19 protein-coding genes are annotated in these 24256 nt (G+C 70.8%); 8 read left to right on the top strand and 11 right to left on the bottom strand.

Annotated elements, in window-relative coordinates; genetic code table 11:
- The coding region (locus AUV07_RS11120) for a hypothetical protein (RefSeq protein ID WP_062636135.1) at positions 1 to 258 on the bottom strand (258 nt) is incomplete at its 3' end.
- A 202-nt stretch (positions 259 to 460) separates the two neighbouring features.
- Here AUV07_RS11120 and AUV07_RS11115 point away from each other — a divergent pair.
- Both AUV07_RS11115 and AUV07_RS11110 read left to right on the top strand, forming a co-directional pair.
- Entirely contained in the window at positions 461 to 1978 is a 1518-nt protein-coding gene (locus tag AUV07_RS11115; protein WP_062636133.1) for an FGGY-family carbohydrate kinase, read from the top strand.
- Complete coding sequence (locus tag AUV07_RS11110; RefSeq protein ID WP_062636130.1) at positions 1975 to 3609, top strand: fucose isomerase; 1635 nt, start codon at positions 1975 to 1977, stop codon at positions 3607 to 3609. The genes AUV07_RS11115 and AUV07_RS11110 overlap by 4 nt, the downstream gene beginning before the upstream one ends.
- A gap of 12 nt (positions 3610 to 3621) precedes the next feature.
- On the opposite strand, the gene AUV07_RS11105 is transcribed toward AUV07_RS11110, so the two are convergent.
- A complete protein-coding gene (locus tag AUV07_RS11105) occupies positions 3622 to 3900 on the bottom strand; it encodes a hypothetical protein (protein ID WP_062636129.1) in 279 nt (92 codons plus the stop codon).
- 115 nt (positions 3901 to 4015) lie between these two features.
- Positions 4016 to 5878 (bottom strand): heavy metal translocating P-type ATPase, encoded by a 1863-nt coding sequence (locus AUV07_RS11100; RefSeq protein WP_062636141.1) that lies wholly within the window; start codon positions 5876 to 5878, stop codon positions 4016 to 4018.
- 135 nt (positions 5879 to 6013) lie between these two features.
- On the opposite strand from AUV07_RS11100, the gene AUV07_RS11095 reads away from it, so the two are divergent.
- Positions 6014 to 6946, top strand: coding sequence for an endo-beta-N-acetylglucosaminidase H (locus tag AUV07_RS11095; RefSeq protein WP_062636126.1), 933 nt, complete (start codon positions 6014 to 6016; stop codon positions 6944 to 6946).
- A gap of 1 nt (position 6947) precedes the next feature.
- On the opposite strand, the gene AUV07_RS11090 is transcribed toward AUV07_RS11095, so the two are convergent.
- The 4 genes from AUV07_RS11090 to AUV07_RS11075 are packed head-to-tail and all read right to left on the bottom strand — an operon-like array spanning position 6948 to position 13313.
- Positions 6948 to 10157, bottom strand: coding sequence for a GH92 family glycosyl hydrolase (locus AUV07_RS11090; RefSeq protein WP_062636124.1), 3210 nt, complete (start codon positions 10155 to 10157; stop codon positions 6948 to 6950).
- A complete protein-coding gene (locus tag AUV07_RS11085) occupies positions 10154 to 11086 on the bottom strand; it encodes a carbohydrate ABC transporter permease (RefSeq protein WP_062636122.1) in 933 nt (310 codons plus the stop codon). Before AUV07_RS11085 ends, AUV07_RS11090 begins: the two co-directional genes overlap by 4 nt.
- The gene (locus tag AUV07_RS11080; protein ID WP_025102636.1) at positions 11083 to 11970 is read right to left on the bottom strand and encodes a carbohydrate ABC transporter permease; all 888 of its coding nucleotides are present in this window, start codon (positions 11968 to 11970) and stop codon (positions 11083 to 11085) included. Before AUV07_RS11080 ends, AUV07_RS11085 begins: the two co-directional genes overlap by 4 nt.
- Positions 11971 to 12011: 41 nt before the next feature.
- Positions 12012 to 13313, bottom strand: a complete 1302-nt coding sequence (locus AUV07_RS11075; RefSeq protein WP_062636120.1) for an ABC transporter substrate-binding protein — start codon at positions 13311 to 13313, stop codon at positions 12012 to 12014.
- 177 nt (positions 13314 to 13490) lie between these two features.
- Between AUV07_RS11075 and AUV07_RS11070 the strand changes: the two genes are divergently transcribed.
- Positions 13491 to 14795, top strand: coding sequence for a glycoside hydrolase 5 family protein (locus AUV07_RS11070; RefSeq protein WP_062636119.1), 1305 nt, complete (start codon positions 13491 to 13493; stop codon positions 14793 to 14795).
- A gap of 97 nt (positions 14796 to 14892) precedes the next feature.
- Here AUV07_RS11070 and AUV07_RS11065 read toward each other — a convergent pair whose 3' ends face one another.
- Positions 14893 to 15900 (bottom strand): LacI family DNA-binding transcriptional regulator, encoded by a 1008-nt coding sequence (locus tag AUV07_RS11065; protein WP_231868248.1) that lies wholly within the window; start codon positions 15898 to 15900, stop codon positions 14893 to 14895.
- Positions 15901 to 16051: 151 nt separating this feature from the next.
- On the opposite strand from AUV07_RS11065, the gene AUV07_RS11060 reads away from it, so the two are divergent.
- Positions 16052 to 19066, top strand: a complete 3015-nt coding sequence (locus AUV07_RS11060; protein ID WP_062636115.1) for an alpha-mannosidase — start codon at positions 16052 to 16054, stop codon at positions 19064 to 19066.
- 100 nt (positions 19067 to 19166) lie between these two features.
- Here the strand turns inward: AUV07_RS11060 and AUV07_RS11055 are convergent, their stop codons facing one another.
- Complete coding sequence (locus tag AUV07_RS11055) at positions 19167 to 19754, bottom strand: hypothetical protein (protein ID WP_062636114.1); 588 nt, start codon at positions 19752 to 19754, stop codon at positions 19167 to 19169.
- Between the two features lie 121 nt (positions 19755 to 19875).
- On the opposite strand from AUV07_RS11055, the gene AUV07_RS11050 reads away from it, so the two are divergent.
- Both AUV07_RS11050 and AUV07_RS11045 read left to right on the top strand, forming a co-directional pair.
- The gene (locus AUV07_RS11050; protein WP_062636139.1) at positions 19876 to 21105 is read left to right on the top strand and encodes a glycosyltransferase; all 1230 of its coding nucleotides are present in this window, start codon (positions 19876 to 19878) and stop codon (positions 21103 to 21105) included.
- Positions 21106 to 21110: 5 nt separating this feature from the next.
- Complete coding sequence (locus AUV07_RS11045) at positions 21111 to 22337, top strand: glycosyltransferase (protein ID WP_062636137.1); 1227 nt, start codon at positions 21111 to 21113, stop codon at positions 22335 to 22337.
- A 4-nt stretch (positions 22338 to 22341) separates the two neighbouring features.
- Here AUV07_RS11045 and AUV07_RS11040 read toward each other — a convergent pair whose 3' ends face one another.
- The gene (locus tag AUV07_RS11040) at positions 22342 to 22929 is read right to left on the bottom strand and encodes a hypothetical protein (protein WP_062636113.1); all 588 of its coding nucleotides are present in this window, start codon (positions 22927 to 22929) and stop codon (positions 22342 to 22344) included.
- Between the two features lie 38 nt (positions 22930 to 22967).
- On the bottom strand, positions 22968 to 23129 hold the full coding sequence (locus tag AUV07_RS17825) for a hypothetical protein (RefSeq protein ID WP_180964602.1): 162 nt from the start codon (positions 23127 to 23129) through the stop codon (positions 22968 to 22970).
- Positions 23130 to 23215: 86 nt separating this feature from the next.
- Between AUV07_RS17825 and AUV07_RS11035 the strand changes: the two genes are divergently transcribed.
- Positions 23216 to 24184 (top strand): GlxA family transcriptional regulator, encoded by a 969-nt coding sequence (locus AUV07_RS11035; protein WP_062636112.1) that lies wholly within the window; start codon positions 23216 to 23218, stop codon positions 24182 to 24184.
- The last annotated feature ends 72 nt before the right edge of the window (positions 24185 to 24256 follow it).

Here is a 24256-nt window from a genome sequence, read left to right as displayed (position 1 = left end):
GCGTAGTCGTGTGGTCTCGGTGGTCATGTCGGTGCGGAGGGTGCCGATCTCGGTGGTCATGTCGGTGCGGAGGGTGCCGATCTCGGTGGTCATCTCGGTGCGGAGGGTGCCGATCTCACCGGTCATCTCCCCACGCAGTCCGCCGATCTCCGCACGGAGCACGCGACCGAACTGCGTCGTCATGAGGGTCATGCCGCCGAGCATCGTCGTCACGAAGATGCCGATCAGCGTCCATACCTGCGGGTCGTTCAAGGGCATGCCTCCAGTCTCGATCGGAGGGGTCAGGATGTCACGGTATTCCGGTGCTGAACCGGCGTTTTTCCGGCCGGAGGCGAAGACTGTGGAGACTCTCGATATCGGTCCTCGTGGTGCAGAAGCAGTCGGCTCCTTGCGTCTTGAAATCGATTTCGCGTAGCCTGGCTCCAGGCCTGCACGGCCCGTCGGGATCGAAGGAGAGACCATGCGCTGCACGCTTGGGGTGGACATCGGCACGTCCAGCAGCAAGGGCGTCCTCGTGGACCCCGCCGGCACGATCCTCGTGACGGTGACCCGCGCGCACGACGTCTCCCGTCCGCAGTCCGGATGGGTCGAGATGGACGGCCGGATCTGGTGGGACGAGTTCGTCGAGCTGGCCACCGACCTTCTCGCCGCGGTCCCCGACGCGGAGGTCGTGGGCGTCGGCGTGAGCGGCATGGGCCCGTGCGTCCTGCTCGCCGACGAGGACGACGAGGCCGTGCGCCCCGCGATCCTCTACGGTGTGGACACCCGTTCCACCGCACAGATCGAGCGCATGACGGCGGAGCTGGGCGTCGAGGAGATCACCCGCGTGGGCGGCTCGACGCTCACCTCGCAGGCCGGTGGGCCGAAGATCGCCTGGGTCGCCGAGGAGGAGCCGGAGGCGTGGCAGCGCGCGCGGCGGCTCTACATGCCCGCCTCCTGGCTGGCCCGCAAGCTCACCGGCGCCTACGTCCTCGACCACCAGTCGGCCAGCCAGGTCTCGCCGCTGTACGACATCGAGCGCGAGCAGTGGCACGACCCCTGGTGGCAGCGGTTCGCCGGGACGATCGAGCAGCCGCCGCTGCGCTGGGCGGGGGAGATCGCGGGCACCGTGACCGCCGCTGCGGCGGACATGACCGGCCTGCCCGAGGGGACCCCGGTCATCACCGGCACGATCGACGCCTGGACCGAGGCGGTGAGCGTCGGCGCCCACGAGGTCGGCGACCTCATGCTGATGTACGGCACGACGATGTTCCTCGTCGCGACCGGGGAGCAGACCCTCCGCACGCCCTCGATGTGGACGACGGCCGGCGCCTTCGCGGGCACGCGCAACCTCGCCGGCGGGCTGTCCACATCCGGAGCGCTCACCGCGTGGCTGAAGGACTTCTCCGGCGCCGACTACCCGGCGCTGCTCGCCGAGGCGGAGGAGTCGGGTCCCGGCGCGAACGGCCTGCTGATGCTGCCGTACTTCGCCGGTGAGCGCACCCCGATCCAGGATCCCGATGCCCGCGGGGTCATCGCCGGGCTCACCCTCCGGCACACCCGAGGAGACCTCTATCGCGCGGCCCTCGAGGCCACCGCGCTGGGCGTACGCCACAACGTCGAGACCATGCGCGCCGCCGGCGCCGACATCCGCCGCATCGTGGCGGTCGGCGGCGGCACGCAGGGACGGCTCTGGCTGCAGATCGTCTCGGACATCACCGGGCTGGTGCAGGAGGTGCCGCAGACGACGATCGGCGCGAGCTACGGCGCCGCCTTCCTCGCGGCGACCGCCACGGCCGCCGACGGTGCCGCGCCCGCGATCACCGACTGGAACCCCATCGCCGACACCGTCCGCCCGGACGAGGCGCTACGTCCCTTCGCCGACGCCCTCTTCGACCGCTACGTGCGCCTGTACGACGGCTCGAAGGACGTCGTCCATGAACTCGCCGCCGCCCAGCGCGACGGATCCCCCACCCCCTCGACCCCGGAGAACTCATGACCGCCTACACCCTGCCCACCCCGGCATCCCGTCCCACCGCTGCGCCGAAGACCGCGTACCTGATCGCCTCCGGTGACCTGCGCGAGTCGGCCAACACGGCCGGCTGGCCCACCCAGCTCGAGCTCGAGGCCGGGGTCACCGGCGTGCTGAACGACCTCGGCTGGACGGTCGTCCGCGCCAATGGGGTCGACCCGGAGACCGGTCACGGCTTCATCTCCAGCCAGCGCATGGGTCTCGAGGTGTTCAAGAACATTCCCGTCGACGCGCCGCTCATCGTCGCCGAGGCCGTCTGGCAGTACTCGCACCACGTGCTCGCGGGCCTCCGCACGCACGAGGGCCCGATCCTCACGGTGGCGAACTTCGCGGGCGACTGGCCCGGCCTCGTCGGCCTCCTCGGCCTCAACGCGGGCCTGACGAAGATGGACAAGCCGTACGCGACGATCTGGTCGGTCGACTTCACCGACGACTGGTTCCGCGACGGCATCCGGGAGTGGACGGAGACCGGCGCCATCACGCACGATGCCTCCCACGTGCGTCCGCTCCCCGCACTGCCGGACAGCCCGGAGAAGCAGCTCGGCGAGGCGCTCGCCGCGGAGCTGCGCGCCGAGAAGGCCATCATCGGCGTCTTCGACGAGGGCTGCATGGGCATGTACAACGCCATCTTCGACGACGAGCTCCTCAACCAGACCGGCATCTACAAGGAGCGCCTGTCGCAGTCGGCTCTCTACGCGGAGATGCTGAACGTCACCGAGGAGGAGGCCGACGCCGCCTACGACTGGCTGATCGAGCGCGGCATGACCTTCCGCTACGGCGAGGACGCCGCGACCGAGCTCACCCGCGAGCAGGTGCAGTGGCAGCTGAAGATGTACATCGCCGCCCTCCGCATCGCCGACGACTTCGGCCTCGACGCCGTCGGCATCCAGTACCAGCAGGGCTTGAAGGATCTCGTTCCGGCGTCGGACCTGGCGGAGGGCATCCTGAACTCCACCGAGCGCCCGCCGGTGACCTCGCGCGACGGCTCCCGCGTGCTGCACGAGGGTCGCGCGTTCCCGCACTTCAACGAGGCCGACGAGGGCGTCGCCGTCGATGCGCTCGTGACCGACCGCGTCTGGCGGGCGATGGGGCTCGTCCCCGACAACACTCTCCACGACGTCCGTTGGGGCGAGGACTACGAGGGGCAGTTCGTGTGGGTGTACGAGATCTCCGGCTCGGTGCCGGCCTCCCACCTCGGCGGCTGGCAGAACGCGGAGGGGTGGCGCCAGGGTCACGTGTTCTTCCCCGCCGGCGGTGCCACGATCAACGGCGTCTCGAAGCCCGGCGAGGTCGTGCTCTCCCGGGTGTTCATCGCCGAGGGCGTCCTGCAGGCGGACATCTTCCGGGCGTCGGTCGTCGAGCTGCCGGCGGAGGAGACGCAGCGCCGGAAGGACGCCACGAACCCGGAGTGGCCGATCGCCCATGTGGTGCTGCACGGCATCTCGCGCGACCAGTTCATGGCGCGACACAAGGCGAACCACGCGCAGCTCGTCTACGCGCCCGACGCCGAGACCGCGGACAAGGCGCTGATCGCGAAGGCCGCGATGTTCGACGGCATGGGCATCAAGGTCAACCTCGTCGGCGACGTCTCGATCTGAGGCCGCGGCTCGTCACTGCGAGCGCCAGAATCGCGTCGCGAGGTTCGTGAGCTCCCTGTCGAGATCGTCGACCTTCGTCTCGATCCGTCCCAGCCGGGCGTCGAGGCCGTCGATCCGTGCGGAGAGGGTGCCGTCGATGCGGTCGATCCGTGCGGAGAGGGTTCCGTCGATGCGGTCCGCCTCCGCACGGATCACGCGGCTGAGCTGCGACGTCATGAGCGTCATGCCGCCGAGCATCACGGCGGCGAAGACGCCGATCAGAGTCCATACCTGCGGGTCGTCCACGGTCATGCCTCCAGTCTGAGTCCGGGGTCTCAGGCTGTCACGGTATTCCGCAGCGGCAGGACCGCGAACACGGGACCTGTGGACGGGAGAGGCGGAACCGCGTGCGGTGCAGGAACAGCGCTCAGGCGGAGGGGCGGAGATCGCTCGGCGGGCCGCTCAGCGCGCGCAGGGCGTAGAGGATCGTCGCGAGGTCGACGAGCTCCTGGACCAGCGCGCCGACGACCGCGGGGATGGCGCCGGTCATCGCGACGATCATCAGCCCCACGCTCAGCCCGATCCCGATCCAGATCGCGGTGAGGGCGACGCGGAGGGTGTGCCGTCCGATCGCGACGGCGTCGACGACCTTGGCGAGCGAATCCACGAGGATGACGACGTCGGCGGCGTCCCCGGCGGCCGTCGCTCCCTTCGCGCCCATCGCGATGCCGATGTCGGCCGCTGCCAGCACCGGGGCGTCGTTCACGCCGTCGCCGACCATCAGCACGGGCCGTGGTTGCATCTCGGCGGCCAGACGCACCTTCTCGGGCGGCAGGAGTTCGGCGTGGATATCGTCGATCCCGACCTGCCGTCCGATCGACGCCGCGGTGGTCTCCACATCCCCGGTCAGCATCGCGAGCCGGTCGACCTCGTGCGTCCGCAGCCACGAGATCACGGCCGGCGCCTCCGGGCGGGCGGCATCGGCGAGGACCAGGACCCCCGCGAACCGTCCGTCCACGGCGACATAGGCGGCGGCCTGTCCCGGCGCGAGCTCCGCCCGTACGGTGTCCGGGGCGAGGGACGCCACATACGCCGGCTTGCCGACGACAACCGCGCGGCCGCCGATCGTCGCGGACACCCCGTTCGTCGCGGTCTCGCTCGCCTCCGTCGCCCCGTGCAGCGCCAGGCCTCGGGCGGCGGCGGCGCGGCGGATGCCGTCGGCGAGCACGTGCGAGGAGTACTGCTCGGCCGAGGCGGCGAGTCGCAGGATCTCATCCGCATCGAAGCCCTGTGCCGGACGCACGTCGACGAGCTCCGGCCTCCCCTGGGTGAGCGTCCCGGTCTTGTCGAACGCCGCAGAGCGCACGCGAGCGATCTCCTCGATCACCGCACCGCTCTTCATGATGACGCCCGACTTCGCCGCCCGGGAGAGTCCGCCGAGGAAGGCGACGGGGGCGGCGATCAGCAGGGGACAGGGCGTCGCCAGCACGAGCACTTCGGCGAACCGCGTGGCGTCGCCGGAGAGCGCCCAGGCCGTCCCCGCGAGCACGAGCGCGACGGCGGTGAACGGGATCGCGAACCGGTCGGCGAGGCGCACGATGGGTGCGTGGGAGGACTCGGCCTGGGCGACCAGGGCGACGATCTGCTGGTACTGGCTGTCGGCGCCAGTGCGGAGGGCGCGGAGGCGGATGGCCCGGCTGCCGTTGATCGCGCCAGACAGCACCTCGTCGCCCGCGCCGCGCGTCACGGGCAGGCTCTCGCCCGTGAGCGAGGATTCGTCGAACGACGCGCTGTCCGTGAGCAGTTCACCGTCCACGGGGATGATCTCCGCCGGGCGGACGAGAAGCACGTCGCCCACGGCCACATCGTCGACCGGCACCTCCCTCGCCGCGTCCGAGTCCGCATCCTCGGGGTGTGTCAGCACATGGGCGCTGCGCGGCGAGCGATCCAGCAGAGCGGAGAGGTCGCGCTTGGCCCGGCGGCCCGCGAAGTCCTCCAGCGCCTCGCCCCCGGAGAGCATGAGGACGATGATGAGCGCTGCGATGTACTCGCCCACCGCGAGTGTCGCCACCATGGCGACGACGGCGAGGATGTCGAGTCCGACGTGGCCGCGGAGCACGTCGCGGACCATGCCGATGAGCGTCCACACGACCACCGCAGCCACGAAGATCGTCGCGACCCATCGGCCGATGGCCTCTTCGCCTGCGGCGTGGAGCGCCCCGACCACGGCGAAGACCAGGACCGTGAGCGTGATGACCGGATACCGCCAGAGGAGTCGGAGGGCGCGCATGCGTCCAGCATCGTCGGAATCGGTGCGCACCGCCAGCATGCCCTTCCGACACCTGTGCTTAAGCGATATAGTCGGCCGCGAGTCGCGACGTCGCGACCCGATCTCGACAACGACGCCGAAGGAGAAGATCCCGTCATGAGTTCCTCACCCGCACGATCGTCCCGCCTGAGAAGAGGTATCGCGGCAGCAGCGGCGTTCGCCGCCGCCGGAGCCGCCGCCCTCGCCGCCTCGACCGCGGCGGTCGCCGATGCCGCCGCTGCCGACCCGAAGCTCGCCGTCTACGTCGAGGTGAACTCGAACGATTTAGCGAACGTCGCGGACTACACGCTCGCCGAGTCGGGCCGTCCCGCGGTCGATCTGGCCATGATCTTCGCCGCGAACATCAACTACGACGGGGAGCAGGCGGTCCTCCACCTCAACGACCGGGTCACCGAGACGCTGCAGGATGCGCAGAACCAGATCCGTCCGCTGCAGGCCCAGGGCACCAAGGTGCTGCTGTCGGTGCTCGGAAACCACCAGGGGGCCGGCTTCGCGAACTTCACGTCGTACGCGGATGCCGACGCCTTCGCCACGCAGCTCGCCGACACCGTGACCGCCTACGGCCTCGACGGCATCGACTTCGACGACGAGTGGAGCAACTACGGGGCGAACGGCACCCCGCAGCCGAACCCGCAGTCCTTCGGCTGGCTGGCCTCTGCGTTGCGCGACCGGCTCGGCCCGGACAAGCTCATCACGCTGTATGCGATCGGCCCGTCCTACACGACCACGGACTTCGGCCTCTTCGACGCCGGCAGCGTGCTCGATCACGCCTGGAACCCGTACTACCCGACCTACGACGCTCCCACCGTGCCGGGCCTGGACGACCGGGGCCGGCTCGGCGCCGCGGCCATCGACCTCGCGAACACGAGTGCCTCGACGGCCGCCGACTTCGCTCGGCGCACGGTGGCTGACGGGTACGGCGTCTATGTCGCGTACAACCTCACCGCGACGAACCAGTCGGCCTACCTCTCCGGCATCACCGAGGCGCTGAAGGGCGAGGCGACCGTCTACCGCGCAGCGGCGCGGTGATTCAGTCCAGATCGAAGAGCTCGATCTGACGGAGCGTGACCTCGGCCTCCGCGCGGATGCGGACGGCCGAGGTCATGACCCGCGTCTCCACAGCGAACGGCGTCGTGCGATCGGGCGCCAGGTCTTCGAGGTGCGTCGTGGTGAGCGGGTGCCAGCGACCGTCGGCCCCCTCCACCTCCCCGCGCAGCACACCGGCCGCGACGGGCTCGCGGCTCGTGAGGGTGATGTCGGTGAGGCCGCGGGGTGAGGGGAATCGCCAGCCCACCCACGAGCCTTCCGGCAGCCGGACGCCCTCGTCACCCCGCGGGTCGCCGTCGTCGAACAGGCGCCGCGCCTCGCGGACATCCGCGGAGGCGACGGCCTCTCCCTCTCCGCCCGTGAGGTCGCGGTGCCACGGCTCCGCGTCGAGCGCGTCCTCCCCGCTCTCCAGCGCGCGCGCCGGGTCCGTGCCGAGCACGAGCTCGAGCACCGCATTTCCCTGGAGTGCGTCGATCGGGAGGTCGGCGGTGGGCAGCGGGCGTCCGTCCAGGCGTGCCTCCTCCACCACGTGGGCTTCGGGGGAGCTCCGTCGCGAGCGGATGCGCAGCGACGAGCCGTCTCCGCGCGCGACCCGGATGTCGTCCGAGAGGGGCGATCCGATGCGCAGAGACCCCGCCGCGAGCTCCAGGGGATACAGGCCGAGCGCGGCCCAGAGCCACCAGGCGCTCATCTCTCCGTTGTCCTCGTCACCGGGGAATCCCTGGCCGATGTGCGCACCGGCGAAGAGACGGCGCGCGAGGCCGTGCACGAGGCCCGCGCTGTGCCACGGCCGGTCGCTGAAGGCGTACATGAAGGGGATGTGGTGGGCCGGCTGATTCGACAGGGCGCACATGCCCGACCGCTGAGCGCGGGCTTCGCGCTGCTCGTGGATGACCGTGCCGTACGCACCGCCGAAGCGCTCGTCAGCGGTCTCCGGCTCCGCGAAGAGGGCGTCGAGGTGCCGGCCGAGTCCGATCCGCCCGCCGTGCAGCGCCGCGAGTCCCGGCCCGTCGTGCACCGTGCCGACCGACATGCCCCAGGCGTTCGTCTCGACGTTGTCGCCACCCCAGACCCGAGGATCGAAATCCGGCGCGAACGAGCCGTCCGCCGCGCGACCGCGGAAGAATCCGGACGCCGGGTCGAAGAGCACGCGCGCCGCGCGGGAGCGATTCGCGAAGTACCGCGCGAAGGCCCGATAGCGCGCGGCCTGGTCCGCCGCGGCCGCCGATGTCGCGAGTCGGGCGGCGAACCGGCCGAGGGCGGCGTCGCTCACGGCGTTCTCGATGCTCCAGCTCATCCCCTCCGGCACGTCGGACGGGATGAAGCCGAGGAAGCGCCCGCGGCCGATGCCCTTGCGACCCCGTCGCGGATCGGGTCCCGGCTCGCACGCGTGGCGCCACCCGCTCTCGAACGCCGTCTCCCGGTCGAAGGGAACGTCCCACCGCGCGGCGTCGGCGAAGATCTGGTCGCTCGAGGTGCCGACCATGCTGTCGACGTACCCGGGGGCGCTCCAGCGGGCCATCCAGCCGCCGCGGCGATACTGGGTGAGCTGCCCGTCCAGCAGGCGTCCGGCCAGCGCGGGGTCGAGGAGCGCGAGCGCGGGCCACTCGGTGCGGTACGTGTCCCAGTAGCCGTTGTTGACGACGAGCTCGCCCTCCGCGACCGGCGCTCCCGTGGTGGTCTCTCCGAAGGCTGTCCGGGGCGCGAACACGTCGGCGAACCGCCATTCCGGCGCGTCCGCGGTGCCCGCGTTCTCCGCCGCCGTGTTCGGATACAGGTGCATCCGGTGGAGTGCGGCGGCGATCCGGGCGCGCTGCTCCTCGTCGGCCAGGCCGCGGAACGGACGCTCGGCCTCGGGGAGCGGGGGGATCGTCACGCGACCGAGCACGCGGTTCCACGCGGCGGCCGCGCAGGCGCGGAGCTCGTCGAAGGGGACGGCGGGAGGGGCCTCGAGGGCGAGGCTGTGCCGAGCCTGCGCGACGGAGAGGAACGAGACCCCGACCCGCACCTCGACAGCGCCCCTGGCGCGGACGAAGCCCGCGACCCGGGCGCGCCCGCTGTCGTCCAGGGCACCCTTCGCGACGTCCGAGGCGCTGTGCACGGTCCCGGCGAAGTAGCAGCGCGGGGCGTTCCCCCAGTCCTCGGACCCCTCGGGGATCCAGCCCTCGAAGCCGGCGTCGGTGAAGGTGAGTCGGCCGTCGTCCGTGAGCTGGTCGATCACGAACCCCACGGCGGCGTGCGGGTCGTCGCACCGCGTGCGGAACGCGGCGGCATGCGAGGTCGCGGTCATCTCGACCTGCAGCCCGTCGCCGAGGTCCGCGGCGTACTCGTGCGGGCGGGCCCGCTCGCTCTCGGGGACGATCCGGCGACGCCGGGCCTCCCTGTCCGACCTCGGCGTCCCCCGGAACGGCATGAGCTGGAGCACCGAGCGATCGCCGATCCACGGGCTGGGCTGGTGCGAGAACTGCAGGGCTCCGAGGCGCCGCCCCTGCGGATCGTCGTGCACGAACGGGCGATAGGGCCAGCGCGGATCCGCCGCGTCGGTCGCGGGCGTGACGAAGGTGAAGCCGTGCGGCACGGCGACCGCCGGGATCGTGTTCCCGCGGGAGAAGCGGGGGCCGGAGTGGGAGCCGCGCCGGGTGTCGACCCGCTCGACGGGTGGGAGGTCGCCGGGGCCAGGGCGCTCCTCGACGCGGACCTGGACGAAGCCGCTGACCTCGGTGGGCACATCCGGCGTGGTCGCGAGATCGGCGGTACCGAAGACGAGCTCGACCGTGCCCGTGCCCCTCCCGACGGCGAGGGGCGCGAGGGCGACGCTGTCGGCGTTCCACTGCTCGGGCATGCTCCACCGGGCGGCGAACTGCCCCTCGGCCGTGAGCGGGAAGTCGTAGCGGTCGCGGACGGCGGCGATGTCGCTCAGCCGGCTGCCGTCGGGGGTCCGGACGTCGACGGCGACCGCGAGCGCGGCCCAGGGGGCGAGGGTCGCGGCGGGGCCGTCGGCGTAGAACGCCCAGTGCAGCACGGTGTCCGGGGTGAGGGCGATGCCGTCGAGGCCGGGGACATCGATCCGCTGCGCGCCGTGGGAGGGGTCGAACGAGTACGCGAAGGCGACTCCGGGGAGCACTCCGGCGTGCGGGCGCGACGACGGAGGATCCGCGGGACCGGAGGCCGGGCGGAGCAGCGGCGCGTTCACCCCTTCAGCGCACCCTCCTGCACGCCCTTGAAGAAGAAGCGCTGCGTGAAAGAGAACATGATGACGATGGGCACGAGCGCGATCATGGTGCCGGCGGCGATGAGTCGGGGGTCGACCGAGAAGCTGCTGTTGAGGTAGGCCATGCCGACGGTCAGGGTGTATTTCGCCGGGTCGGAGAGCACGATGAGCGGCCAGAGGTAGTCGTCCCACGCGCCGATGAACGCGAAGATCGCCACCACCGAGACCATGCCGCGGATGTTCGGCCACACGATGTGGCGGATGCGCTGCCACGTGGACGCACCGTCGACGGTGGCCGCGTCCAGCACGTCCTTCGGGATCATCCGGCACGCGGTGGCGACGAGCAGCACGTTCATGGCGCTGATCGCTCCGGGGAGGAAGACGCCCCACAGGGTGTCGGCGAGACCGAGCGCGCGGATGGTGAGGAAGTTGCTGGTGACCGTGACCTCGCCGGGGAACAGCAGTGTGGACAGCAGGATGCCCATGACGATCCACTTCCCGCGGAAGCGCATGCAGCCCAGGGCGTAGCCGGCGAACGTGGCCAGGATCACGTTGCTGAGCACGGTGCCGAGCGAGACGAGCAGCGAGTGCCAGGCGTAGAGGTAGACGGGGACGATGTCGGCGACCCTCGTGTAGTTCTGCAGCGTCGGATCGCGGGGGATGAGCTCGGGCGGGAAGGAGTAGATGTTCTCCTGCGGTCCCTTGAACGAGGTGGAGAGCTGCCAGACGAAGGGGCCGATGACGAGGAACAGGACGAACAGCAGCAGCGCGTACCGGCCGATGAGTCCGCCGAGCGTGGGCTTGCTGAAGTCGCCGGAGCCGCGGCGGCGGAAGATGCGCTCGCGGCCGGGCCGCGGTGCCTCCTCCGCGGGCGGAGTGCTCTCCACCGGGGGTGTCGTCAGAGTCGTCATGCGGAGACCTTCGCCTTCTTCTCGCGGTTCATGAACGCGATCGCCGCGAGCGGCACGAGCGTGAGGAGGAACAGCGCCACGCTGATCGCGGACGCGTAGCCGATGTTGCCGTTCAGGCCCGAGCCCACCTGGCGGATGAGCATCACGAGCGACATGTCGTAGCCGCCGGGGCCGCCCGTGCTCTTGGAGAGCACGTCGAGCTCGGCGAACACGCGCATGGCGGACACCGCGATCAGCACCGCGATGAGGAGCATCGCCCCGCGCACGGACGGGATCGTGACGGAGAGGAAGCGGCGGAAGGAGCTCGCACCGTCGAGCATGGCGGCCTCGTGCAGCTCCTTGCCCACGTTCCCCAGGGCGGCGAGGTACACCACCATGTAGTACCCGAGTCCCTTCCACACCGTGAGCAGGATCGCGCAGCCGAGCAGCAACCAACGGTCGACGAGGAAGGCCATCGGCTGATCGATGAGGCCGAGGAACTCCAGGGTCTGGTTGATGATGCCCCGGCTGTCGAACAGCCAGGTCCAGATGAGGGCGACCACGACGACCGAGGCGATGACGGGGAAGTAGAACGTGGTGCGGAAGAACGAGATGCCGGGGAGCTTCTTCTGCACGAGGAGAGCGAGGAGCAGCGGGAGGATCGTGAGCAGCGGCACGCACACGACCACGTAGATGAGGCAGGTGGTCAGCGCGTTCCAGAACATCTCGTCGCCGAACATGCGCTCGTAGTTCGCGCCGCCGACGAACTCCGGGGTCCGCAGGGGCCGCGCGTCCGTGAAGCTGAGGACGACGGTGTTCAGGAACGGCCAGAGCGCGAACACCAGCACCCAGATCACGGCGGGGGCGAGGAGCAGCCACGGGGTGAACCACTTGTGGGATCTCATCGTCGACCTCCGCTGCCGGGTGCCGGTGTCCGCGCGCACGCTCACTGGTCCACGCGGTTCGCGTTGGCGTACTCGACGATCTTGTCGAGCTGCGTCTTGGCGTCGGCCTCGCCGTTCACGGCCAGGGCGATCTGCTGGGTCATGTAGGTGGCCATGTCCGAGGTCCACTGGAACGGCAGCGCCTTGGCGTCCTTCATCGCGCCGAACACGGTGTCGATCGCGGCGAGCTGCTTCTCGTCCGTGACGGAGGAGGCGATGTTCTCGACCACCTGGTCGCCGCCGTCGGCCGTGCCGGGGGCGGTGCCGACCGCGAGGGAGGAGAACGCGACCTGGTTCTCCTCGTTCGTCGCGAACTCGGCGAACGCGAGTGCGGCTTCCTTGTTGTCGGAGTCGGCGGAGACGTTGAGGCCCTGCACGTAGAGCGGGGCGACACCGAGGCGCGGGGTGGCGACGGTGTTCTCCAGCAGTGCCGGGGCGTCCTTCTGCAGATCGGTCGTGAAGCCGGTGCCGCCGGTCGTGAAGGCGACCTTCTCCTGGATGTACGCCTCCGCGTTCCCGCCGTAGTCGCCGGTCAGTGCCTCGGCGGGCATCGCGCCCGCCGCGTAGGCGTCGGCGTACTGCTCGATGATCGCGGCGGCCTCGTCGGTGTTGAAGTCGAACTCGCCCTCGTCGTTGATGACCTCCATGCCGGCGGCGGTGAAGGTATCGAGCGCCGGGATCGAGGAGAGGAGCTGGACCTTGCCGCCGGACTCCGTGGCGACGTCCTTCGCGAGCGTGAGCAGCTCGTCGACCGTCGTCGGGAGGTTCTCCTCGGTGACGCCGTACGGGGCGAGTTGGGCGAGGTTCCACCAGGACGCGTCGCTGGAGAGGTACCACGGCAGACCGTAGGTGCCCTCGACGCCGGGGTAATGGCTGTACGCGTCCCAGGCGCCGGCGTTGTACGCCGCCTTCAGGTCCGGATCCGCGGTGTCGAGGTCGACGAGCTTCCCCGCCGCGACGAGGGGGTAGGCGATGTCCGGCGGCAGGTTGAGCACGTCGGGCAGCGTGTCGGCGTTCGCCTGGCTCAGGATCTTCTCCTGGTAGCCGTCGCCGGGCTGGTCGAGCCACTCGACGGTCACGTCCGGGTGCTCTTCCTCGAAGGCGGCGATGAGGTCTTCGAAGTACGGGGTGAACTTCTCGTTCTTCAGCGACCAGGTCTGGAACTGGATGGTTCCGCTGAGCTCACCGGAGGTGTCGATGGGGCCGGCGCCGTCCGAGGCGGCGCCGCCTCCGGTGCAGCTCACGAGCGCCAGGGCGCCGATCGTGAAGGTTGCCAGAGCGACAATGCGTGCGGGAACTTTCATCGTGCTTCTTCCTCGAGGCGGGCGAATCGGCGCGGTCCGACAGAGGGACTACAGCGCTTTAGCAGATGAAACCATCGGATCCGGTCGGTGTCAAGACATCCCTATCGAGGCTGATGCTCAAGCGTTATAGTGGTGCGACATGTCCTCGCGGGAGGGCACGGTCCGAAAGGTGCACACATGACGCAGCGCGGCGCTCTCGACGCCCCACTCCGCTTCGGGGCGAACTACACGCCGTCGACGGACTGGATGCACTCCTGGCTCGACTTCACCCCGGACGACGTGCGCCGCGACTTCGCGGCCCTCGCCGCGCTCGGCCTCGACCACGTGCGCGTGTTCCCGCTCTGGACCGTCCTGCAGCCGAACCGCACCCTGATCCGAGCGAAGGCGATCGACGACGTGCGCGCCATGGTCGACATCGCCGCCGAGTTCGGGCTGGACGCGAGCGTCGATGTCATCCAGGGGCATCTGTCGAGCTTCGACTTCGTCCCGTCCTGGCTGTACACCTGGCACGACCGGAACATGTTCACCGATCCGAGCGCCCTGGACGGCCAGGCGCAGCTCGTGGAGCGGCTGGCCGGCGCGCTGCGGGACGCCCCGAACTTCCTCGGGCTCACGCTCGGCAACGAGACGAACCAGTTCTCCGCGCACACCCACCCCTCGCCGTGGCCGGTCACGACGGATGAGGCGGGCGCCTGGATCGAGGCCCTGCTCGCCGCAGCGGACCGGGGTGCTCCCGGGCTGCCGCACGTGCACAGCGAGTACGACGCGGTCTGGTACATGGACGATCACGGGTTCACGCCGGCGCATGCCTCCCGGCTCGGCGCGATGACGACCATCCACTCCTGGATCTTCAACGGCACGGCGCAGCGCTACGGTGGGCGCTCCGTCGCGGCGGACCGTCATGCCGAGTACCTCATCGAGCTCTCCCGCGCCTTCGCGACGGATCCCGCCCGGCCCATCTGGCTGCAGGAGGTGGGTGCCCCCTCGAACTGTCTCGACGAGAGCGAGATGCCCGGGTTCCTCGAGGCCACCGTGCGCTCGGCTCTCCGCACCGAGAACCTCTGGGGTGTGACCTGGTGGTGCTCGCACGACGTGAGCCGGGAGCTCGCCGACTTCCCGGAGCTGGAGTACTCCCTCGGGCTGATCGACCAGGAGGGGGCGGCGAAGCCCCTCGGCCGCCGGTTCGCGGAGCTCATCCCCGAGCTGCGTACCCGCACCGCGGCTCCGGCTCGTCCGACGGCGATCGTCGTGGACGTCGACGAGCAGGAGGTGCCGGTGAGCCGGGCGGCGCTGAGCCCCGGCGGCGCGGTCTTCCAGGCCTGGGTCGATGCCTGCGCGGCCGGCGACGACCCCGCCCTGGTGACCTCCCGCACCGCACAGGACCCCGCGGCGCTGGAGACACGCGGCATCCAGCGCCTTATCCACCCCGCCCCGTCCGCGTCCGACGTGACGCGCTACGCCTCCGTCAACACCGTCGTCTGAGTCTCTCCCCCGTCTGAGTCGCCGAGACCCCGGGTCGTCGTCGAGACCCCGGGGTGCGTGCGTCGAGAGCCCGGGGTGTCGGCGGGGAGGCGGGGTCTCAGCGGGGTGGTGGCGCGGTGCTCTCGCGAGCGGTGAGCACCGGGGTCGGGCCCTGGACGCTCGGCAGCGTGGTGCCGCCCTCGATCTGCTGCAGCAGGAGCGTGGCCGCCTGCTCGCCGAGCTCGAACGTGTCGCGGGTCATCGCGGTGATCGACGGATTGATGAGACCCGCGATGACGGAGTCGTCGAACGACGCGAGGGAGACGTCGCGGGGAACGGCTCTGCCCATCTCCTGCGCCACGCGGAGGCCGGCGACGGCCATCACGTCGTTGTCGTAGACGATCGCGGTCGGGCGCTGCCGGCCGGAGAGCTGCGCGCGCGTCACGGCGGAGGCACGGGCGGGGGAGAAGTCGGTCGTGATGACCTCGCCGGCGATGCCGTCCGCCGCCATCCGCTCCAGCACCTCGGCGCGCAGGCGGGTGTGCTCCAGTTCGGCCGGACCGGCGACGTAGGCGATGCGCGCGTGGCCGAGGGCGGCGAGGTAGGAGAACAGCGTCTCCGCGACGGTGTCGTCGCCGATCCACACGCTGGGCACCGCGCCGTCCGGGGAGGGCTTCGAGCCGATCATGACGGCGCGCGCGTCCAGGGCCGTGATGCGCGCGCCGCGCGGGTCGTCGTCGCGCGGGTCGATGAGGATGATGCCGTCGACCTGATTCGACGACCGCCACTGCCGATGCACTTCCATCTCCTCGTCGATGTCGGCGACGAGGCGGAGCTGCAGACCGACCTTGCTCTCGGAGAGGCGGGACTCGATGCCGGCGATGAGGTCGGTGAAGAAGGCCTCGGAACCGAGGGAGCGCGCCGGGCGGGCGAGGGCGAATCCGACCGCGTTGGCCCGGGCGCCGACGAGGGCGCGCGCGGCGGAGCTCGGCTGCCAGTGATGCTCCTCGATGATCGAGAGGATGCGCTGCCGGGTCTCCTCGCTCACCCCGGGGCGACCGTTGAGGGCGAACGAGACGGCGCCGGGGGAGACGCCGGCCATGCGCGCGATATCCGCGATGGTCACGCGTTTCCCCGGGGTCATAGGCATCACCCTACTTGATCGATTTAGCCTCTCGAAAGCAGGGGAGATCGTGCCGTAGACTCCCGTGCTAGATCGTTTTAGTAACACGCGCATCGAACCCCATCCCTCACCGTCGAGCCCGGAGAACCCCACCATGCATGACGACACCTCGCTCACCGTCGGCCGCGTCAAGCGGGTCCTCGACGAGCGCATCCGCCCCGCGATCCACTCGGCCGCGGTTCCCCTCACGGTCGAGGCGCACCAGCTCCCCGGAGAGCCCATCGCCCCGGTGGAGGGCCTGGCGCTCTCGTTCGCCCCGGCCGCGGTCGGCGAGCTGTGGGGCCCGGCCTGGGGGACGACGTGGTTCAAGCTCACCGGTCGGGTGCCCGCGGAATGGGCGGGACGCCGGGTCGAGGCGCTCATCGACCTGGGCTTCGACGTGAACATGACGGGGTTCCAGTGCGAGGCCCTCGCGTACCGACCGGACGGCACGCCGATCAAGAGCATCAACCCGCGCAACCAGTGGGTGCCGATCGTGGAGACGGCGGCGGGCGATGAGCCCGTCGAGCTCTACCTGGAGGGCGCGTCCAACCCTGTCCTCCTCGACTACCACCCCTTCCTGCCGACCCAGGAGGGCGACATCCTCACCTCCTCGAAGGAGCCGCTGTACCGGCTGCGGCGCCTCGACCTCGCGGTGTTCGAGCCCGAGGTGTTCGATCTCGCCCTCGACCTCGAGGTGCTGTTCGAGCTGCAGGCGGAGCTGCCTGCCACGTCGCCGCGCCGCATGCGCATCCTGCAGGCCCTGGACGACGCGCTCGACGTGCTCGACCTGCAGCACGTCGTGGAGACCGCCGGCGACGCGCGGGCCCGACTCGCCGACGTGCTGGCCGCGCCCGCCGAGGCGAGTGCGCACCGGATCTCGGCCGTCGGCCACGCGCACATCGACTCCGCCTGGCTGTGGCCGGTGCGCGAGACGATCCGCAAGGTCGCGCGCACCACCTCGTCCATGACCGCGCTCATCGAGGAGCAGCCCGACTTCCAGTACGGCATGTCGAGCGCGCAGCAGTACGCCTGGATCAAGGAGCACCGCCCCGAGGTGTGGGAGCGGGTCAAGGCCGCCGTCGCCGCCGGGCGCTTCCTGCCGCTGGGCGGCATGTGGGTGGAGTCCGACACCGTGATGCCGACGGGTGAGTCGCTCGTGCGGCAGTTCTCGCACGGCCAGCGGTTCTTCGAGCGGGAGTTCGGCATCCGGTCGAAGGGCGTGTGGCTGCCGGACAGCTTCGGCTACTCGCCGGCCCTGCCGCAGCTGATGCGCCGTGCCGGGTTCGAGTGGTTCTTCACGCAGAAGATCTCCTGGAACCAGCAGAACGTGTTCCCGCACCACTCCTTCCTCTGGGAGGGCATCGACGGCTCGCAGGTGTTCACGCACTTCCCGTCGATGGACACCTACAACTCGCAGCTCAGTGGGATGGAGGTCGCGAAGGCCTCGCGGCAGTTCAAGGAGAACCGTCTCAGCTCGCGGTCGATCGCCCCGGTCGGCTGGGGTGACGGCGGCGGCGGCACGACGCGCGAGATGACCGGCAAGGCCGAGCGGCTGCGCGACCTCGAGGGCAGTGCGCAGGTGGTGTGGGAGCACCCGGACGTGTTCTTCGACGCCGCCAAGGCCGAGCTGCCGAACCCCGCCGTGTGGGTCGGCGAGCTCTACCTCGAGCTGCACCGCGGCACGCTCACCAGCCAGCACGCCACGAAGGCTCTGCACCGCTGGGCCGAGCACGCGTTGGTGGAAGCCGAGCTGTGGGCGGCGACCGATGCCGTGCGCACGGGCGCCGCGTACCCGCAGGCCGAGCTCGACCGGCTCTGGCAGGCCGTGCTGCTGCACGAGTTCCACGACATCCTGCCCGGCACCTCGATCGCGTGGGTGCACCGCGAGGCGGTCGAGGCGCTGTCGGATGTGCTGTCAGATGCGCAGGACATCGCCGACGCCGCGCGCCGGTCGCTCGCCGGGGAGGGTGACCGTGAGCTGCGGTTCGAGCCGAGCTCGGTGGGCCGGGGACGCGCGCTCGGCGCCGCGTGGGTCCCTGAGCCCGTCGAAGGGCCGGTCTCGCTCGTCGAGGACGCCTCGGCAGGCTCAGCGACCCACCCGGGGTGGCGCCTGGAGAATGAACTCGTGTCCGTGCTCGTCTCGGGCGAGGGCCTGATTGTCTCCGCCGTCGACAAGGCCACGGGACGGGAGACGGTCGCGCCCGGCAGGGCCGCGAACCTGTTCCAGCTGCACCAGGACTTCCCGAACATGTGGGACGCCTGGGACATCGACCGGTACTACCGCAACAGCGTCGACGACCTCACGGCGGTCTCCTCCATCGAGGCATCCCTCGTGGACGGTGTCGCGCAGATCGTCGTCGTGCGTGCGTTCTCGGAGTCGACGATCACGCAGACCATCCTCCTCGCGCCCGACTCGCGCACGGTGCTGCTGCGCAACGAGGTCGACTGGCACGAGACCGAGAAGCTGCTCAAGCTCGCGTTCCCGCTCGACATCCAGGCGTCGCACACCGAAGCCGAGACGCAGTTCGGCTACCAGGCACGCGTCACCCACACGAACACCAGCTGGGAGGCGGCGAAGTTCGAGACCTCGATGCACCGCTTCGTGCTGGTGCGGGAGCAGGACTTCGGCGCCGCCCTCGTGAACGACTCGATCTACGGGTACGACACGACGCGCGAGGTCGGCGAGGACGGGGTCACCACGACCGTGCGGCTCTCCCTGCTGCGGGCGCCGCGCTTCCCCGACCCGGACACCGACCACGGGCTCCATGAGATCGAGGTCGGCTTCGTGATCGGTGCCGACGCCGCGATCGCGACGGCCGAGGGCATCCGCCTCAACAGCCTGCCCACGGTGATCCGCGGGACGCGCGAGGTCGAGCCGCTGGTGGAGGTGTCGGGCGAAGGGATCGTCGTCTCGGCCGTGAAGCTCGCCGACGACGGCTCCGGCGATGTCATCGTGCGTGTGTACGAGGCGCTCGGGCGCCGGGCGGTCGGCGAGCTCTCCGTCGGCTTCGAGCACCGCGAGGTGCGCGAGGTGAGCCTGATCGAGGACGAGATCGAGGCGCCCCGTCTCGGCGGCGCCCTCCACCTCCGCCCCTTCGAGGTGCGCACGCTCCGCATCGCACGCTGAGCCCCCGGCCTCCTCGCGCCGGGTTCTCTGTGCCGGATCAGAAACGCGCCTCCCCGCCTTTCGGGAGGCGCGTTTCTCATCCCGCCGGGCGGGATCGCTGTCAGGCGGGCGGGAGGCGGAGGACGTCGGGCGACTCGCCGCCGGTGAGGTCGTCGGCGACGCGGAGGCTGCGGGCCAGTTCGTCGAGCGCGCCGATGAGCGTGCCGAAGCGTTCGCGGTCGCTGCAGACGGCGGTCAGGGTCACCAGGTGCGTACCGGTGTCCCAGGTGTAGGTCGCGAAAGGCGGCGCCGAAGGTGAGGGCGGGGTCGGGACCACGAGCTTCTCGCCGACGCCGAGCCGGGTCGGGAAGGAGGTCGTGTCGTCGTACTCCATCGGCATCGACGCGCGGGCGATCCGGATGTCGGGGGTCAGCGCCTGCACGGTCGCCATCGCCACGACGAGGTCGGGCTCCGCCTTCCACGTCCACGCGAGGACCCGGCCGTCGGCCTTCTTCATGAGCATCGGCGCGGCCTGGCTCATCGCCCAGGCTCCGAACCGCGAGCCGGGGCGTTCCGTCGCGCCGACCGCGGCGTTCACCTGGCCGAGCAGCATCCGGATCGCGGCCTTGCGATGCCGGCGTCCCCTCCACCCGAGCGAGTCCGTCACGGGGATCCACAGCTGGGGGTCGGCGTCGGCGTGCAGTCGCATGGCTTCACGGTATCGGCCGAGGCTGAAGGATGGCGGTATGGCTCGGCGTCGGGGACAGGGCCCTCGGGTAGAGTTGCCACCGCCCGACCAGGGCTTCTCCTTGGCCGCCACCCCGTTAGGCATCTCTGTGACCTCCTCCGACGATCCGATCGATGCGTCGCGCGACGCCACCGCCGTGCAGCCCCGTCCGTTGAAGATCCTCCTCGGGTGCGACACGTTCGCCCCCGACATCAACGGCGCCGCCCGGTTCGCCGAGCGTCTCGCCGCCGGACTCGTGCAGCGCGGCCACGAGGTGCATGTCGTGGCCCCCAACCAGGCCTACCGTCGCACCGCACCCCGCACCGAGGTCATCGAGGGGGAGCCGATGACGCTCCACCGCCTGCCCTCCGTGCGGTGGGCCCCGCATGACTGGCTGCGCTTCGTGTGGCCGTGGCGCTCCAAGCACTACGCCCGGAAGGTGCTCGACGCCGTGCAGCCCGACGTCGTGCACATCCAGTCCCACATCGTGATCGGGCGTGGACTCGCCCGCATCGCGAAGCAGCGCGGCATCCCGGTCATCGCGACGAACCACGTCATGGCCGAGAACATCCTCGACCACACGACCATGCCGAAGTTCGTCGACGACCTGGTGCTCAAGTTCGCCTGGGCCGACGCGAAGCGCACCTTCGACCTGACCCGGGCGATCACCACGCCCACGCGTCGGGCCGCCGACTTCCTGGAGAAGACGGTCGAGGTGCGCGGCGTCATCCCGGTGAGCTGCGGCATCGACCGCTCCCAGTACACCCCGGTCATCGCCCCGCGCGAGGAGAACCGGCTCGTGTTCGTGGGCCGGCTGACGGCGGAGAAGCAGGTCGAGGTCATCCTCAAGGCCATGACCAAGCTCGACCCGGCACTGAACACGACGTTCGACATCGTCGGCGGCGGAGACCAGCGCAAGCAGCTCGAGCACCTGACGGCGCAGCTCGGCCTGTCCGATCGCGTGACCTTCCACGGGCGGACCACCGACGAGGAGCTGCGGGCGCTGCTGTCCCGTGCGAGCCTCTTCGTCATCGCGTCGATCGCCGAGCTGCAGTCCATCGCGACGATGGAGGCCATGGCATCGGCACTGCCGATCGTCGCCGCAGACGCCGTCGCCCTTCCGCATCTCGTGCACGACGGTGAGAACGGGCACCTCTTCACGCCGGGAGACGTCGACGACCTCGCCGCGAAGCTCACCGCCGTGCTGACCGCCTCCCCCGGCGAGTACGAGCGGATGCAGAAGGCGTCCCTCGACGGCGTGGCCATCCACGACATCAACCGCACGCTCGACACCTTCGAGGCGCTGTACCGCGACGAGCCGCTGCCCGAGTGACGCGGATGCACGTCGTCTTCTTCGCCGATCAGCACCTCGACTCCCTCGGCGGGGCGCAGGTGTCGATGCGGCTGCAGCGGACGTTCCTGGAGCGTGCCGGGCACACCGTGACGGTCGTCGCGCCTCGTATGCACGCACGGCGTGACGACGCTGCACCGTCGGAGGGGAACGTCGACCTCCCGTCGCTGCCGATCACCCTCGACCGGGAGTACGCGATGACCTGGCCGGGGCGGGCGACCGACCGGGTCCTCGACCGGGCGATGGCGCACCGTCCGCCCGTCGATCTCGTCCACGTGCAGGCCGATTTCTGGGGCGCCTTCATCGGGCACCGCTTCGCCGCCCGCCACGGGATCCCGGTCGTGCACACGATGCACAACCGCGTCGATGTCGGGCTGGCCGCGGTCACCCCGCTGCACCGGCCCGTGCTCGCCGTGCTCAACCTGTGGCGCCGCGCCGCCCTCCGCGGCATCGGTGTGCCGGTCGGTGGCAGCGACGGGTGGTCGTACCTGCGCGGTCTCGCGGCGGGCGCCGCCGCCGTCACGGCCCCGTCCGGGCACTTCGCGCGACGCCTGGAGCAGAACGGCGTGGCGCGGACGGTCGATGTCGTGTGGAACGGCATCGACGATGACGTCCGTGCGCAGACCCTCGCAGCGGCATCCGCCGAACGGGCGCCGGGGCGCCCGCGCTTCGTCTGGCTCGGGCGGATGAGTCCGGAGAAGCGCCTCCTCCCGTTCCTCCAGGCCTGGGTCGACGCGGGCATCGACGCCGAGCTCGAGGTGATCGGCGGCGGCGGACAGCGCGCCGCGGCCGAACGCATCGTCGCGGGGCGTGCGGACGTACGGTTCGCCGGCCGGCTCTCGTATGCGCAGACGCTCGAGCGGATCGCCGCCGCCGATGCGCTCGTGCAGACGTCCATCGGGTTCGAGACCCAGGGCATGACGCCGTTCGAGGCGGCCACCCTCGGCACGCCCTCCGTCGTGTGCGACCCCGACATCGCCGCCGAGCTCCAGGGCGGGCTCTGGGCGGTGCCGACGACGGACCCGGCCGCCCGCGGGCGAACCGTCGAGGCGCAACGGATCGAGGCCCTCGCCGCGACGCTGCGGCAGGCGGCCGCGGACATCGCGGACGGGACCGCGCCGCAGCCGGTGCCCGCCGTGGCGGACGCCTTCCGGCAGTCGTCGCGGACGGCCGCCATGATCGAGGTCTACGAGCGGGTGCTCCCGCGATCCTGAGCGGTCAGAGGAACCCGTAGAAGTTCGACGAGAGCCAGCTCAGCACGATCGTCAGCAGGCCGGCGCCGGAGATGCCGACGGCGATCCCGGCGAGCAGCCGCGGCCCCGGTCGACGTGCAGCGATGAGGCCGAGCACGAGCGCCGCCCCGTAGCCGAGGAAGGTGAGGATGCCCGATGCCCCCTCGATCAGGCCGATCATGCTGTAGGTCCGGTTCGGCATGTAGACGAAGGGCCGCGCCAGGATCAGGAATAGATCGATCGCCAGCGTCACGAGCGCGACGGTGAACGCGGCGCGGCCGAGGCCGTCGCCGGGTGCGCGCGGGGTCGGGGTGCCGTAGGGCGGGATGCCGGTGGATCCGGGGGCGAAACCGGGTGCGGTCGGTGACGGCTGCGGGCTCGCCGTGGGGAAGGCCTGCGGGGACGCGGTCGGGAACACGTGGCCGCCGCCGGGAGCGGGTGCGTACGGTGCCCCCGGGGCGGGGGCCTGGGCGCCGGGGTACTGCGGCTCCGCCGGGAGCGACGGAGGGGGCGGGGCGGCCGGGTCGCCGGCGCCGTCGCGCGAGGGGTGTCCGGGCTGCTGCGGGTCGCTCATGCCCCCGAGCGTAGCCCTCCTCGCGGACGGTCGGGAGGTCAGCGATAGACGTGTCCGGGGTCGGCCTGCGACAGGGCGTCCAGTCCGGCGACGCGGCTCCAGTCGGTGGGAGTGCGACGGTAGCCGTCCCGACGCAGTTCGACGAACGTGGCGACGAGCGCCCAGATGGCGAGGGCGAGGAGGAGGATGAGGAGTAGCATGGCAGAAAAGCTACGCTCGGTGTGATGCTGCCACGAGTGGCGGATCGGGCACTGTGCGGAGGAAAACTGCCATTCCGGGAGATGTGATGAAGACCGTCGCGTGTGTGGTGCAGGACGGCTTCGCGCCGTTCGAGTTCGGGGTCGCCTGCGAGGCGTTCGGCCTCGACCGGTCGGCCGACGGGGTGCCGAACTTCGATTTCCGCATCGTCGCCCCGCGGCCCGGGGTCGTGCGCTCCAAGATCGGCTTCTCCATCAACGTGGAGCACGATCTGTCCTTCGCCGCGGAGGCCGACCTCGTCGTGTTCTGCCCGGTGCCGCGCGAGGTCTGGGGTGACATCGACCCGCTCCTCGTCGACCTGGCCCGCGAAGCCGTGGCGCGCGGAGCGTGGGTCATGAGCGTCTGCAGCGGCTCGTTCATCCTCGCCGCGGCCGGGGTCCTGGACGGACGGCGGGCCACGACGCACTGGATGTACGCCCACACGATGGCCGACATGTACCCCGCCGTCGACATCGATCCGGACGTGCTCTTCGTCCAGGACGGCCGCATCATCACGAGTGCGGGCACCGCTGCCGGCATCGACGCCTGCCTGCACCTGCTGCGACAGGAGCTCGGGGCGGAGATCACCAACCGGATCGCGCGTCGGATGGTGGTGCCGCCGCAACGGGACGGTGGTCAGGCGCAGTTCATCGATCGCCCCATCCCGGTCGCGCCCACGGATTCGCTCGCCGTGGTGGCCGACTGGGCGATGGAGAACCTCCGCGAAGACCTGACGGTCGACCAGCTCGCGGCCCGGGCGCTGATGTCGCCGCGGACCTTCGCGCGCCGCTTCAAGGCCGAGTACGGGGCGACCCCTGCCGCGTGGCTCGGCCGGCAGCGGATCATCCAGGCCCAGCGTCTCCTCGAGCGCACCGACCTCCCGCTCGAACACATCGCGACGGACTGCGGCTTCGGTTCCGCGGCCGTTCTCCGGCAGAACTTCGCCCGCGTGCTGGGTGTGACTCCCACCGCCTACCGCGCCCGCTTCTCCTGCGCCGACGCCCTTCCCGCCGCCTGACCCCGCCCTTCCGTCCCGCTACGGTCCCGCTTCCGTTGCCCGCGGTCGTGCGGGATCGAAAACGTACGCGAG

It is taken from the genome of Microbacterium sp. CH1, from assembly GCF_001595495.1.
In the GTDB taxonomy this organism is placed as follows: domain Bacteria; phylum Actinomycetota; class Actinomycetes; order Actinomycetales; family Microbacteriaceae; genus Microbacterium.
Note: the sequence above shows the minus strand (reverse complement) of the source record. Positions and strands in the feature narration are given on the sequence as shown.